Here is a 13,603-nt window from a genome sequence, read left to right as displayed (position 1 = left end):
TGCTGCTGCCGGTATCCTGGACGGGCTATGAGCCCGACCGCCGGTCCGGTGTATCTCGACCACGCTGCCACGACCCCGATGCTTCCTGCTGCCATCGAGGCGATGACGGCTGCGCTGGCCACCACCGGCAACGCGTCCTCGCTGCACACCGCGGGCCGCGCCGCCCGGCGCCGGATGGAGGAGGCCCGCGAGAGCATCGCGGCGCGACTGGGCGCCCGCCCCTCCGAGGTGATCTTCACCGCGGGCGGCACCGAGAGCGACAATCTCGCCGTCAAGGGCATCTACTGGGCCCGCCGCGACGCCGAGCCCACCCGCAACCGCATCGTCACCACCGCCGTCGAACACCACGCGATCCTTGACGCGGTCACCTGGCTCGCCGAGCATGAGGGCGCCGAGGTGACGTTCCTGCCTACCGAGGCAGACGGTTCGGTGACCGCGGCGGCGCTGCGCGACGTCTTGCTCGAGCACGGCCCGGAAGTGGCGCTGGTCTCGGTGATGTGGGCCAACAACGAAGTCGGCACCGTCATGCCGATCGCCGAACTGGCCGCCGTGGCCGCCGAGTTCGACGTGCCGATCCACAGTGACGCCGTCCAGGTGGTCGGCCATCTACCGGTCGACTTCGCCGGCTCCGGCCTGTCGGCGATGAGCCTGGCCGCCCACAAGTTCGGCGGCCCGACCGGTGTCGGCGCCCTGCTGCTGCGCCGCACCACGGCCTGCGCGCCGCTGCTGCACGGCGGCGGGCAAGAACGCGATGTCCGTTCCGGCACACCGGATGTTGCCGGTGCGGTGGCCATGGCGGCGGCACTCGATGTCGCTGTCGAATCCCTCGAAGCCAGCGGTAGCCGACTGCGAGCGCTGCGGGAGCGGCTCATCGCCGGGGTGCTGGATTCCATCGCCGATACGAATGTGAATGGGGCACTTGGTGATCGGCGTTTGCCGGGCAATACCCACTTCACCTTCCGCGGTTGCGAGGGCGACTCCCTGCTGATGCTTTTGGACGCCAACGGCATCGAGTGCTCGACCGGATCGGCGTGTACGGCCGGAGTGGCCCAGCCGTCGCACGTCCTGCTGGCGATGGGCGCCGACGCCGAAGCCGCACGGGGTTCGCTGCGATTCTCGTTGGGCCACACCAGTACTGAGGCCGACGTCGACGCGGCACTGCGGGTGCTGCCCGCCGTCGTCGAGCGGGCCCGCCAGGCTGCACTGGCCAGTTCGTCACCGGGAGCGCTGCGATGAGGGTACTGGCCGCGATGAGCGGTGGCGTCGACTCGTCGGTGGCCGCCGCCCGGATGGTCGATGCCGGCCACGAGGTCGTCGGCGTGCACCTGGCGTTGTCGCGCTCTCCGGGAACCCTGCGCACCGGCTCACGCGGCTGCTGCTCCAAGGAGGATGCCGGCGACGCCCGCCGCGTTGCCGATGTCCTCGGAATTCCGTTCTACGTCTGGGATTTCGCCGACAAGTTCGCCGAAGACGTTATCGACGATTTCGTGTCGTCCTATGAGCGCGGCGAGACCCCCAACCCGTGTGTGCGCTGCAACGAGAAGATCAAGTTCTCCGCGCTCGCGGTCAAGGCGCTGGCGCTGGGCTTCGATGCGGTGGCCACCGGCCACTACGCGCGGCTGTCCGAGGGCCGGCTGCGCCGCGCGGTCGACAAGGACAAGGACCAGTCCTATGTGCTGGGCGTGCTGACCGCCGGGCAGTTGCGCCATGCGGCGTTCCCGGTCGGCGACACCCCCAAGCCGGCGATCCGTGAGGAAGCTGCCCGCCGGGGGCTGTCGGTGGCCGACAAGCCCGACAGCCATGACATCTGTTTCATCCCGTCCGGCGACACCCAGGCCTTCCTCGGCGCCCGGATCGGCGTGCGCCGTGGAGCCGTCGTCGACGACGCCACCGGCGCCGTCCTCGCCGAGCACGACGGGGTGCACGGATTCACCATCGGCCAGCGCAAGGGGCTCGGCATCCCCGGGCCAGGGCCGAACGGCCAGCCGCGCTACGTCACCGCCATCGATGCCGACACCCAGACGGTGCGGGTAGGCACGGTCGAGAACCTCAACGTCCGGTCGCTGACCGGCGCGAGCCCGGTGTTCACCTCCGGTGTCGCCCCGGCCGGTCCGGTGGAATGCGAGATCCAGGTGCGTGCGCACGGCGAGGTGGTCTCCGGTGTCGCCGAACTTGTCGGCGACGAGCTGAAGGTGGCGCTGCGCACCCCGCTGCGCGGTGTGGCGCCGGGCCAGACGCTGGTGCTCTACCGGCCGGACCCGGCCGGCGACGAGGTCATCGGCAGCGCGACGATCCTCAACCGCCCGGAATCTTGTTGAGCATGTTGGTCATGACGATCTCGGGCACCGAGTCAGGGAACCCGCAGAAGGTCACCTCCGCCAGGACCGAGGCCTTCAGCCGGTAATCACGGCCGCACCGGCCGGGCCGGGTGCGCAATGAGTCGGTGTCGGTGTCGACCTCGCCCACCAGGTATGGCCCCTCGGGTCCGTCGGCGCAGCGGTGCACCGCAGCCGACAGCGTGTTGAACGCCTCCCGTGCAGAGGCGTCGTCAAGGTAGGCCGCCGCCGCCTCGGAGATCAGGGCGTGGCGGGGCGGGTGCTGAAAGCTGATCTTGTGGAAGTCCTGGAATTCGGTGCCGAAAGTGTCGGTCTCGGCGAAGACGAAGCGGCAGTCCCGGGGCACGGACTCGGCGAGTGACTCGATGTCCACCGGCGACTTGCCGTCCATGGTCGGGATGATGGTCAGGTCCGGGCCGCCGCCGGTGATGGCCTGCATCTGGGCCTGGGTCAGCAGTACCTGATCGACGTCGACGATGCCCGGCGGGTGGTAGGGCGGCTCGCTTGCGGCCCGCAGCGCCGACCCGTCTGTCCACTGGGTGCACCCGGTCAGCACGGCCGCCGTCGCGCAGCAGGCCAGCCCCGCGCGCACCGTCATATCCCTCACGTTAGGCCCCCGGCTGCGCGATATCCGCGGGCTGTCCAATACGGTTGGCCGGTGAGTGATTTCGCGGCGGGCACTGGGATCGGTTCGTGGCCCGGTTCGGCGCCGCGGGAAGCCGCCGGCATCGTGGTCGGCGAATTGCACCGGCTGCCTCATCTGGTTGAGTTGCCGGCGCGCGGCGTGGGCGCCGACATGATCGGCCGGGCGGGCGCGCTGCTGGTCGACATCGCCATCGACACCGTCCCGCGCGGATACCGCATCACCGCACGACCCGGTGCGGTCACTCGCCGGGCGATCAGCCTGCTCGACGAGGACATCGACGCCATCGAGGAGGCCTGGGAGAAGGCCGGCGGGCCCGGTTCGGGACGGCCGGTCAAGGTCCAGGCGCCGGGTCCGATCACGCTGGCTGCTCAGCTGGAGCTGGCCAATGGCCATCGGGCGCTCACCGACGCCGGGGCCGTGCGCGATCTGACGTCCTCACTGGCCGAAGGGGTGGGACGGCACCGCGCGGAGCTGGCGCGCAGGCTCGCGACGACGGTGGTGGTGCAGTACGACGAGCCGCTCCTGGCGGCCGCGCTGGCCGGCCGGTTGACCGGGGTGAGCGCACTCAACACCGTGCATCCGGTCGACGAGGCGGTCGCCATCACGCTGCTCGACGAATGCGTGGCCCGCGCGGGCGCCGAGGTGCTGCTGCACAGCTGTGCGGCCAAACTTCCGTGGAATATCGTGCAGCGCAGCTTAATCAACGCGGTATCAGTCGATACGAGCACGCTGGGCGATGCGGACTTCGACGGTCTGGGGGAGTTCCTCGACTCGGGGCGCGCCGTGGTCTTTGGGCTGGTGCCGACGAGCGCGCCGGCGAAACGGCCGTCGGCCGAGGAGATCGCCGCCGCGGCGGTCGCGATCACCGACCGGATCGGCTTCTCCCGCAGTTCGGTTCGCAACCGGGTCGGCATCAGCCCGGCCTGCGGGCTGGCCGGCGCGACCGCGGCGTGGGCGCGGGACGCCGTCGGCTTGTGCCAGCGGGCAGGCGAGGCCGTCGCCGACGACCCCGACGCGATCTGAGCGGGTAGCCGCCCGGCCCGGAATTCGAGTGTCGCTCTACTCGCGACCCCTTCCACCCTGCGCACCTAACGTTCGAACTGGCGGCGGGCCAACGCCGCAACGGCGAGCGGGGGTGGCGATGACAGTTCTCGGGGAACGCGCTGTTGTGCTGGGGGCCAGCATGGCGGGGATGCTGGCCGCGCGGGTGGCTGCCGAACACTACCGGGAGGTGGTGGTAGTCGAACGTGACGCGCGATCCGAACAGCCGGCGCAGCGTCGCGGCGTTCCCCAGGGCTGCCATGGCCACGTGTTGCAGGCCGGCGGCGTGGCCGTCCTCGACGAACTGTTCCCCGGGATCCTCGGTGACATGGTCGCCGAGGGCGCCCCGGTGTGGGGCGACGGAGACCTCGGCCGCGTGATTCTCGAGTACGCCGGCCACCGCTTCCTGCCGTCGGGTCACCTGTTGAATCCGGTGACGTCCTGCCTGCCCAGCCGTCCGTTCCTGGACTGGCATGTGATGCAACGGCTTTCCGCGCGGCCGAATGTCACAATCCTCAGCGGTCACGATGTGATCGGCCTGACCGCGTCGAGGGATCGGCGTCGGGTGACCGGGGTGACGATCGCGCGCCGCGACGCCACCGAAGCCTTCGTCCTCGGCGCGGATCTGGTGATCGACGCGACCGGCCGTGGCTCCCGCGCCCCGGTCTTCCTCGAGGAACTCGGCTACGACCGCCCGACCGAGGACGAACTGGTGATCAGCCTGGCCTACACCAGCCAGTGGCTTCGTATTCCGTCCGGCGCGATTGCCCAGCACATGGTTGCGACATTCCCGAAGACCAGCGATCCGTCGACGGTGGCGCTGCTCAACCACGAGAACGACACCTGGCTGATGACGGTCGGGGTGATGGCGGGGAAGGAACCCGCCGCGGACTTCGCTGACATGCTGCGGATTGCGCGACGGCGCATTCCCCGGCACATCCTCGAGGTACTCGAGTTGGCCGAACCCGTCGGTAAAACCAACCATTACCGGACTCCGTCGAGCCGGTGGCGTCGCTATGACGGGATGGTCCGGCGGCCCGAGGGTTTCGTTGTCACCGGCGACGCGGTGTGCAGCTTCAACCCGATCTACGGTCAGGGCATGACCGTGGCCGCGATGGACGCGATGGCCCTGCGACGCTGTCTGCGCGTCGGCGACGGGGATCTGCCTCGCCGGTTCTTCCGGGAGAGCGCCAAGACCATTGGTGTGGCGTGGCGCAACGCGATCAGCGCAGACCTGGCGTTGCCGGATGTCGCGGGCGAGCGAACGTTGGGAATCCGCATCAACAATAGGTTCTCGGAATGGGTGCTCACCGCCGTCGAGACAGATCTGGTGGTCACCAGCCAGTTCTTCCGTGTGCTCGGAATGCTGGATTCGCCCGCACGGCTGATGCGGCCCTCGATCCTGGCTCGGGTTATCCGCGCCAATCGTGCACGCACACAACAGGTTCGCGAACCGGAGATGTCGCCGTCGGGTTAGGTCGACCGCCCCGCGTCGATCCCGGCCAGAAACAGGTCGATGCCGGCGAGGAATTGCTCACGGTCGTCATGCTCGGGCAGCTGCGCGGCGATCTGGTGGACGAACGGGTATTTCGCGGGATCGTGCTGCGTCCATTGGGAGGCGATTGCCGTAAGGAAGGCTGAGCGATCCGTCTCGCGCGGAACCAATTGCATGACGGCGGCGTATTGCGTCGCGAGGCCCAAAAGGTAGCTCACGAGCGCGGACGCCGAATTAAACTGTGCCTCTTCGGCAATGCTGAGTGCCTGGAGCTGTGTGCCGACGCTTTCGAAGATGTGGACCATAGCCGGCTGCCATGGCTCGCGGGCCAGCTGGGTTCCTACCCACGGGTGGGCATCGATCGCGTCGAACACGCTGAGGGCAATCATGCGGATCGCTTCTCGCGGTGAGCCATAGCCGTCGCGGTCGGTCACGACACCGGAAATGACGGCGTCGGCGGCGGCGACAAGCAGGGCATTTTTGTCAGCGATGTGCCAGTAGATCGCACCGCTGCCGGTGGACAGACGAGCGGCGAGGGCCCGGAAGGTCAGCGCGCTCTCACCGTCGCGGTCGAGGATGTCGATCGCGGCTTCGACGATGCGCTCCTTGGACAGGGCATCCGCGCGCCGTCCGTTCCGTTGCGTTTTCGCCGCCATGAGGAGCCATTTTGACACTACTGGAACGGTGTTCCAAGATGGGTTCTGGAACGACGTTCCAGTGATGATCGACGTGAGGGGCGTGGTGAGGCCAACAATCTCCATTGTCGGTGCCGGGCTGGGTGGGCTCACGGTGGCGCGTGTGCTTCACGTGCACGGCATATCCGCCACCGTCTACGAAGCCGAAGCCTCGGCGGGGGCTCGTACGCAGGGCGGCCAGCTCGACATCCATGAGGACGATGGGCAGCGCGCACTCCAGGCGGCCGGCCTCACCGACGAATTCCGCGCGATCATCCACGCGGGGGCCCAGGCGTCGCGCGTGCTCGACCCACACGGGACGGTGCTGCTCGACCAGCCCGATGACGGCGAGGGTGGTCGTCCCGAGGTCCTGCGCGGCGAGCTGCGCCAGATCCTGATCGACTCACTGCCGCCGGGAACCGTCCGGTGGGGCCACAAGGTCGCCGAGGTCCGGCCCCTGCCCGACGCCCGGCATCAACTCCTCTTCACCAACGGCTCGACGGTGACGAGCACGCTTCTTGTCGGCGCCGATGGCGCCTGGTCGAAAGTCCGGGACGTGCTCTCCGCGGTTGAGCCCGAATACCTCGGGGCAACGTTCATCGAGACCTACTTGTTGGACGTCGACCGCCGACACCCCGCCGCGGCGCATGCGGTCGGCCGCGGCGCGATGTATGCGCCCACACCTGGGCGTGGCATCGTGGCGCACCGCGAGGCGGGAAACGTGATTCATGCGTATGTCCAACTGACCCGGTCTGCGGAGTGGGTCGACGATATCGACTTCACTGACGCCGCCGCTGCCACCGCTCGAGTAGCGGCCGAGTTCGACGGTTGGGCAACAGAACTCACCGCATTGATCACCGACGCCGACACCGCACCGGTACCGCGCATGATCTACACCCTTCCGACCGGACACCGGTGGGAGCGTACGGCGGGCGTCACGTTGATCGGCGATGCCGCACACCTGATGCCGCCGTCCGGTGACGGCGCCAACCTGGCGATGCTCGACGGCGCCGAGCTCGGCAAGGCAATTGCCGACCGTCCCAACGACATCGACGCGGCACTGGCCGACTACGAGGCGGTTATGTTCCCGCGTAGCCACGCGATGGCCGTCGAGGCGCGCGAAACCTACGACCTCTGTTTCGGAGAGCGCACGCCGGCACGGCTCATCGATCTGCTCTCCGGCACGGGCTGAGGTGCACACCGAACCTAGCTGTCGAGCAGGCGCACCAACCGTGCCGGGGCTTGCAGCCGAAACGAGGCGTCGACCAGTTCGGCGACCTCGGCCCAGTCGATTGTGGCGGCGTCGAGATCCAGCCCCATCCAGCCGTACGGACCCAGGTAGGCCGGGTAGAAGAAGCGCTCGTCCTGCTCCAGCGCGACGCGCTCGCTATCGTCCACTTTCACCAGCAGTGCATGGTTGTACCGGGTCATCGGGCCGCTGGGGTTCTTGCGGCTGCCGCCGTAGACGGCGAACATCTTGGGCGCCGAGAACGTCGGCCGGCCGTGGGAGATCTTCTCGGTTGCCTCGGGGAATGCCAACGCGATCTGACGCACCCGGGCCAGTACCGGATCGGCGTCGTCGAACATGATCGGATGGGACATGGCTCAAGATTGCCACGGCTGAAAGTCGTCAGCGGCCTCCGATAACCTTCGACTGTGGCTCCAGAGACGTCCGATCCCGCGGTTGACCCCATCGATCCGGATGTGCGCCGGCGCTGGCAGGACCTTGCAGACGAGGTGCGCGAGCACCAGTTCCGGTACTACATCAAGGACGCGCCGATCGTCTCCGATGCGGACTTCGACACGCTGTTCAACGAGCTGCTGGCCCTCGAGGAGCAATACCCTGAACTGCGCACGGCAGATTCGCCGACACAGCTTGTCGGCGGCGCCGGCTTCGCCACCGACTTCGCCGAGGCCGCCCACCTGGAGCGGATGCTGTCGCTGGATGACGTCTTCAACACCGACGAACTAGCGGCCTGGTCCAATCGGGTGGAAACCGAAATCGGCCGCGACCCGCAGTACCTGTGCGAGCTGAAGGTCGACGGGGTGGCGCTGGCCCTGGTGTACCGCAACGGGCGGCTCGAGCGGGCCGCGACCCGCGGCGACGGCCGGGTCGGCGAGGATGTCACCAACAACGCACGGACCATCGACGACATCCCCGAAAACCTCACGGCATCAAAGGAATACCCGACACCTGCCGTTCTCGAGGTGCGCGGTGAGGTCTTCTTCCGGCTTGCCGACTTCGAGAACCTGAATGCCAGCTTGGTCGAGGAGGGCAAGGATCCGTTCGCCAATCCGCGCAACAGTGCGGCCGGCTCGCTGCGGCAGAAGAATCCGGCGGTCACCGCGCGGCGTCGGCTACGGATGATCTGCCACGGGCTGGGCCACACCGAGGGCTTCACCCCGGCGACGTTGCACGACACCTACCTGGCGCTGAAGGCGTGGGGGCTGCCGGTTTCCGACCACACCACGCAGGTGGCCGGGCTGGCCGCCGTTCAGGAGAAGATCGCGTACTGGGGCGAGCGGCGCCATGAGCTCGAGCACGAGATCGATGGCATCGTCGTCAAAGTCGACGACTTCGCGCTGCAACGCCGCCTGGGGGCGACCTCGCGCACACCGCGGTGGGCGGTCGCCTACAAGTACCCGCCCGAAGAGGCCCAGACCAAGCTGCTCGACATCCAGGTCAACGTGGGCCGCACCGGCCGAGTCACCCCGTTCGCTGTCATGACGCCGGTAAAGATCGCTGGATCCACCGTCGGGATGGCTACCCTGCACAACGGCTCGGAGGTCAAACGCAAGGGTGTGCTGATCGGCGACACCGTGATGATCCGCAAGGCCGGTGACGTCATCCCCGAGGTGCTCGGACCCGTCGTCGATCTGCGCGACGGTACCGAGTGGGAGTTCGAGATGCCCACTCACTGCCCGGAATGTGGCACCCCGCTGGCCCCGGCCAAGGAGGCTGATGTCGACATCCGCTGCCCGAATTCCCGGTCATGCCCGGCGCAACTGCGCGAGCGGGTCTTCCACCTCGCCGGCCGCGGCGGGCTGGACATCGAAGGCCTGGGCTACGAGGCGGCCACGGCGCTGCTAGCCGCCAAGGTGATCGGCGACGAGGGCGACCTGTTCAGCCTCACCAGCGCCGACCTGCTGACTTCCGATTTCTTCAAGACGAAGGACGGCGCGCTGTCGGCCAACGGCGCCCGGTTCCTGATCAACCTGCAGCAGGCCAAGGACCGCCCGCTGTGGCGGATCCTGGTGGCGCTGTCCATCCGCCATGTCGGGCCCACGGCGGCGCGCGCGCTGGCCGTCGCCTTCGGCAGCCTTGAGGCCATCATGGCGGCCACCGAGGAGCAGCTCGCCGATGTGGAGGGTGTCGGGCCCACCATCGCCGCCGCGCTGGTGGAGTGGTTCGCGGTCGACTGGCACCGCGCGATCATCGACAAGTGGCAGGCGGCCGGTGTGCGGATGGAGGACGTCCGCGACGCCGCGATAACCCCGACGCTGCAAGGACTTTCGATCGTGGTCACCGGCTCACTGCCCGGCTTCTCCCGCGACGAGGCCAAGGAGGCCATCATCACCCGCGGCGGCAAGGCGGTCGGCTCGGTGTCGAAGAAGACCTCATTCGTGGTGGCGGGGGACTCGCCGGGGTCGAAGTATGACAAGGCCGTCGAACTCGGTATCCCGATCCTCGACGAGGACGGGTTTCGCACCTTGCTGGCGGAGGGACCGCCACCAGCTGAGGCGCCAGAGGCCGTGGACTGACCTAACGAAGGATCGTCGCGACGATGCCGGCCAGGTAGCCCAGCCGGGCCACTTCAGACGGCCGGAACAGCGGCCCGCCGGGTCGGCCCAGCAGCACCGCCGTGGTCGGTTCACCCAGCGGCGCCGCCGCCAGCGTGGTGTCCATGTCCCGCCACACCTGCGGCACCCAGTCGGCGGTGCCGTCGAGCGCCTCGGCGTGAGCCAGCGGCAGCCAGGGCGCCGACGTCGCCTCGGTTTCCGGCGCGCTGCGGCTGCCGACGATGCGTTTCAAGCCTGACTCCGAGATGCGGGCCACCGTGCACCAGCCCACTCGCAGCACGCGGGGTGCCTCCTCGGCGAGCACTTTCAACTTGGCGTCCCCGTCGCCGGCCGCGGCGATGTGGTCGATCAGCTCCAGCTCGCGGTGGGCCTCCAGTAGGCCGGTGTGCGGCCGGATGCTGTCCACCCGGACACCCTCGAGCCGTTCGGCGGCCGTGATCAGCATGTCGGGCATCGCGCCGGCCGGCAGGTCGACCACCAGATCGTCGATCGCGTACCCCGATCCGCGCTCGACGACGTCGAGCGACAGGATGTCGGCGCCGACCGTGCCCAGGGCGACGGCGAGCGAGCCGAGGCTACCGGGCCGGTCGACCAGCTGGACCCGCAGCAGATACGAAGACACGCGCACACTGTCGCACAGCAATCTGGACTCAGCATGCCGGCAGGGTCGGCTGATCAGCCCCTCAGCAGCAGCCGGACGCAGGCCGGATGGGCGGCCAACTAGGCTTGAGCACCGTGTCTCAGATCTCCCGCGACGACGTCGCCCGGCTGGCCAAACTGGCCCGGCTGGCGCTGACAGACCAAGAACTCGACAGCTTCGCCGGCCAGCTTGACGCCATTTTGGGGCACGTCAGCCAGATCCAGGCCGTCGATACCGGCGATGCGAAGCCGACTGGGAGCCCGCTTGCCAGTGTGAACGTCAGCCGGGCCGACGTGGTTCAGCCCTGCCTGACCCAGGAGGAAGCCCTCGCCGAGGCGCCTGCCGCCGTCGACGGCCGGTTCGCAGTGCCACAGATCCTGGGAGAAGCCGAATGAGCGAGTTGATCCGGCTCGACGCCGCCACCCTCGGCGCCAAGATCGCAGCCAAAGAGGTGTCCTCGGTCGAGGTGACGCAGGCCCATCTGGACCAGATCGCCGCCACCGACGAGAAATATCACGCGTTTCTGCACGTCGCCGCGGATGAAGCGCTGGCCAGCGCGGCGGCCGTCGACAGCGCTGTCGCGGCCGGGGAGACGCTGCCGTCGCCGCTGGCCGGTGTGCCGTTGGCGCTCAAGGACGTCTTCACCAGCACAGACATGCCGACCACGTGCGGGTCGAAGATCCTCGAGGGCTGGGTGTCGCCCTACGACGCGACCGTCACCGCCCGGCTGCGGGCCGCCGGCATCCCGATCCTCGGCAAGACCAACATGGACGAGTTCGCGATGGGCAGCTCGACGGAGAACTCCGCCTACGGCCCCACCCGCAACCCGTGGGACACCGAGCGGGTGCCCGGCGGCTCGGGTGGCGGCAGCGCCGCCGCGCTGGCCGCGTTCCAGGCGCCGCTGGCGCTGGGCTCCGACACCGGCGGCTCGATCCGCCAGCCCGCGGCACTGACCGCCACGGTCGGGGTCAAGCCGACCTACGGCACGGTGTCCCGCTACGGACTGGTGGCGTGCGCGTCGTCGCTGGATCAGGGCGGGCCGTGCGCGCGCACGGTCCTCGACACCGCCCTGCTGCATGCGGTGATCGCCGGGCACGACCCGCGCGACTCCACCTCCGTAGAAGCCGAGGTGCCCGACGTCGTAGCCGCAGCGAAGGCCGGTGCCGCGGGTGACCTCGCCGGCGTGCGCATCGGTGTGGTCAAGCAGCTGCGCAGCGGTGAGGGATACCAGCCCGGCGTGCTCGAGTCCTTCAACTCCGCCGTCGAGCAGCTGATCGCACTGGGCGCGCAGGTCACCGAGGTCGACTGCCCGCACCTGGACTACTCGCTGTCCTCCTACTACCTGATCCTGCCGTCGGAGGTGTCCAGCAACCTGGCCCGCTTCGACGCCATGCGCTACGGCCTGCGCGTCGGCGACGACGGCACCCACAGCGCCGAAGAAGTGATGGCGCTGACCCGCGCCGCCGGATTCGGCCCAGAAGTCAAGCGCCGCATCATCATTGGCACCTACGCGCTGTCGGCTGGATACTACGACGCCTACTACAACCAGGCGCAGAAGGTCCGCACGCTGATCGCCGCAGACCTGGACGCAGCGTATCAACACGTGGATGTGCTGGTGTCGCCGGCCACTCCGACCACCGCATTCCGGCTGGGGGAGAAGGTCGACGACCCGCTCGCGATGTACCTGTTCGACCTGTGCACGCTGCCGCTGAACCTGGCCGGGCATTGCGGAATGTCGGTTCCGTCGGGCCTGTCGCCCGACGACAACCTGCCGGTCGGACTGCAGATCATGGCGCCCGCGCTGGCCGACGACCGGCTCTACCGGGTGGGTGCGGCCTACGAGGTGGCCCGCGGTCCGCTGCCAACCGCGATCTGACGAGGCAGGATAGGGCTCATGCGTATCGGAGTGCTGACCGGCGGCGGTGACTGTCCGGGCCTGAATGCCGTGATCCGGGCTGTTGTGCGGACTTGCGATGCCCGCTACGGCTCGTCGGTCGTCGGCTTCCTGGACGGCTGGCGCGGCCTGCTGGAGGACCGCCGGATCCAGCTGCACAACGACGACCGAAACAACCGGCTGCTGGCCAAGGGCGGCACCATGCTGGGTACCGCCCGCACCAACCCCGACAAGCTGCGCGCCGGACTCGACGACATCAAGCAGACGTTGGAGGACAACGGGATCGACGTGCTGATCCCGATCGGCGGCGAAGGCACGCTGACCGCCGCGCACTGGCTTTCCGAAGAGGGCGTGCCCGTCGTCGGCGTACCCAAGACCATCGACAACGACATCGACTGCACTGACGTCACATTCGGCCATGACACCGCACTGGAGATCGCCACCGAGGCGATCGACCGGCTGCACAGCACCGCGGAGTCGCATCAGCGGGTGATGATCGTCGAGGTGATGGGCCGCCATGCCGGCTGGATCGCGTTGAACGCGGGGCTGTCGTCGGGCGCCCACATGACGCTGATCCCCGAGCAGCCCTTCGACATCGAGGATGTGTGCCGGCTGGTCAGGAAGCGCTTCCAGCGCGGCGAGTCCAGCTTCATCATCGTGGTCGCCGAGGGGGCCAAGCCGGCCGAGGGCACCATGCAGCTGCGTCAGGGCGGCACCGACGAGTTCGGCCACGAACGCTTCACCGGGGTTGCCCAGCAGCTGGCCATGGAAGTAGAGAAGCGGATCAAGAAGGAAGTCCGGGTCACCGTGCTCGGCCACGTACAGCGCGGTGGCACCCCCACGGCCTATGACAGGGTGCTGGCCACCCGGTTCGGCGTCAACGCCGCCGACGCCGCCCATGCCGGCGAGTACGGGATCATGGTTTCGCTGCGCGGGCAGGACATCGGCCGGGTGCCGCTGGCCGACGCGGTGCGACAGCTCAAGCTGGTGCCGCAGAGCCGCTACGACGACGCGGCTGCATTCTTCGGTTGAGTTTCTGCTGGGCTCGGCGGCAAAACCGCGCCCACTAGGATTGA

The 13,603-nt window shown here is 68.6% G+C and carries 13 protein-coding genes; 9 read left to right on the top strand and 4 right to left on the bottom strand.

Annotation, left to right across the window (positions count from 1 at the left end; genetic code table 11):
* Positions 1-27: 27 nt before the first annotated feature.
* On the top strand, positions 28-1,236 hold the full coding sequence (locus CG716_RS03185; RefSeq protein ID WP_094476349.1) for a cysteine desulfurase family protein: 1,209 nt from the start codon (positions 28-30) through the stop codon (positions 1,234-1,236).
* Positions 1,233-2,318: a tRNA 2-thiouridine(34) synthase MnmA gene (gene mnmA / locus CG716_RS03180; RefSeq protein ID WP_094476347.1), complete on the top strand. Its 1,086-nt coding sequence runs from the start codon at positions 1,233-1,235 to the stop codon at positions 2,316-2,318. Before CG716_RS03185 ends, mnmA begins: the two co-directional genes overlap by 4 nt.
* Here the strand turns inward: mnmA and CG716_RS03175 are convergent.
* Positions 2,296-2,934, bottom strand: a complete 639-nt coding sequence (locus tag CG716_RS03175; protein WP_094476345.1) for a sensor domain-containing protein — start codon at positions 2,932-2,934, stop codon at positions 2,296-2,298. The genes mnmA and CG716_RS03175 overlap by 23 nt on opposite strands.
* 60 nt (positions 2,935-2,994) lie before the next feature.
* Between CG716_RS03175 and CG716_RS03170 the strand changes: the two genes are divergently transcribed.
* Positions 2,995-4,005, top strand: a complete 1,011-nt coding sequence (locus CG716_RS03170) for a uroporphyrinogen decarboxylase/cobalamine-independent methonine synthase family protein (RefSeq protein ID WP_094476343.1) — start codon at positions 2,995-2,997, stop codon at positions 4,003-4,005.
* 118 nt (positions 4,006-4,123) lie between these two features.
* The gene (locus CG716_RS03165) at positions 4,124-5,500 is read left to right on the top strand and encodes an FAD-dependent oxidoreductase (RefSeq protein ID WP_133066857.1); all 1,377 of its coding nucleotides are present in this window, start codon (positions 4,124-4,126) and stop codon (positions 5,498-5,500) included.
* Here the strand turns inward: CG716_RS03165 and CG716_RS03160 are convergent.
* A complete protein-coding gene (locus CG716_RS03160) occupies positions 5,497-6,174 on the bottom strand; it encodes a TetR/AcrR family transcriptional regulator (RefSeq protein ID WP_094476339.1) in 678 nt (225 codons plus the stop codon). The two genes, CG716_RS03165 and CG716_RS03160, sit on opposite strands and share 4 nt — an antisense overlap.
* 85 nt (positions 6,175-6,259) lie before the next feature.
* Between CG716_RS03160 and CG716_RS03155 the strand changes: the two genes are divergently transcribed.
* A complete protein-coding gene (locus CG716_RS03155) occupies positions 6,260-7,384 on the top strand; it encodes an FAD-dependent oxidoreductase (RefSeq protein ID WP_094476621.1) in 1,125 nt (374 codons plus the stop codon).
* A 14-nt stretch (positions 7,385-7,398) separates the two neighbouring features.
* Here the strand turns inward: CG716_RS03155 and CG716_RS03150 are convergent, their stop codons facing one another.
* Positions 7,399-7,794 (bottom strand): MmcQ/YjbR family DNA-binding protein, encoded by a 396-nt coding sequence (locus tag CG716_RS03150; protein WP_094476337.1) that lies wholly within the window; start codon positions 7,792-7,794, stop codon positions 7,399-7,401.
* A 90-nt stretch (positions 7,795-7,884) separates the two neighbouring features.
* On the opposite strand from CG716_RS03150, the gene ligA reads away from it, so the two are divergent.
* The gene (ligA, locus tag CG716_RS03145; RefSeq protein WP_094476619.1) at positions 7,885-9,954 is read left to right on the top strand and encodes an NAD-dependent DNA ligase LigA; all 2,070 of its coding nucleotides are present in this window, start codon (positions 7,885-7,887) and stop codon (positions 9,952-9,954) included.
* A 1-nt stretch (position 9,955) separates the two neighbouring features.
* Here the strand turns inward: ligA and CG716_RS03140 are convergent, their stop codons facing one another.
* A complete protein-coding gene (locus CG716_RS03140; protein ID WP_094476335.1) occupies positions 9,956-10,615 on the bottom strand; it encodes an ACT domain-containing protein in 660 nt (219 codons plus the stop codon).
* A gap of 113 nt (positions 10,616-10,728) precedes the next feature.
* Here CG716_RS03140 and gatC point away from each other — a divergent pair, with 113 nt between their 5' ends.
* Genes gatC through CG716_RS03125 form a run of 3 tightly spaced genes read left to right on the top strand, consistent with a single transcriptional unit; the run spans position 10,729 to position 13,559 of the window.
* Entirely contained in the window at positions 10,729-11,028 is a 300-nt protein-coding gene (gene gatC / locus CG716_RS03135; protein WP_094476617.1) for an Asp-tRNA(Asn)/Glu-tRNA(Gln) amidotransferase subunit GatC, read from the top strand.
* Positions 11,025-12,509, top strand: a complete 1,485-nt coding sequence (gene gatA, locus CG716_RS03130) for an Asp-tRNA(Asn)/Glu-tRNA(Gln) amidotransferase subunit GatA (RefSeq protein ID WP_094476333.1) — start codon at positions 11,025-11,027, stop codon at positions 12,507-12,509. The genes gatC and gatA overlap by 4 nt, the downstream gene beginning before the upstream one ends.
* Before the next feature lie 18 nt (positions 12,510-12,527).
* A complete protein-coding gene (locus CG716_RS03125) occupies positions 12,528-13,559 on the top strand; it encodes an ATP-dependent 6-phosphofructokinase (protein ID WP_094476331.1) in 1,032 nt (343 codons plus the stop codon).
* Positions 13,560-13,603: the final 44 nt, after the last annotated feature.

Origin of the sequence: Mycolicibacterium sphagni (assembly GCF_002250655.1) — a bacterium.
Lineage (GTDB): Bacteria > Actinomycetota > Actinomycetes > Mycobacteriales > Mycobacteriaceae > Mycobacterium > Mycobacterium sphagni.
This window is presented reverse-complemented; position numbering and strand designations above follow the sequence as displayed.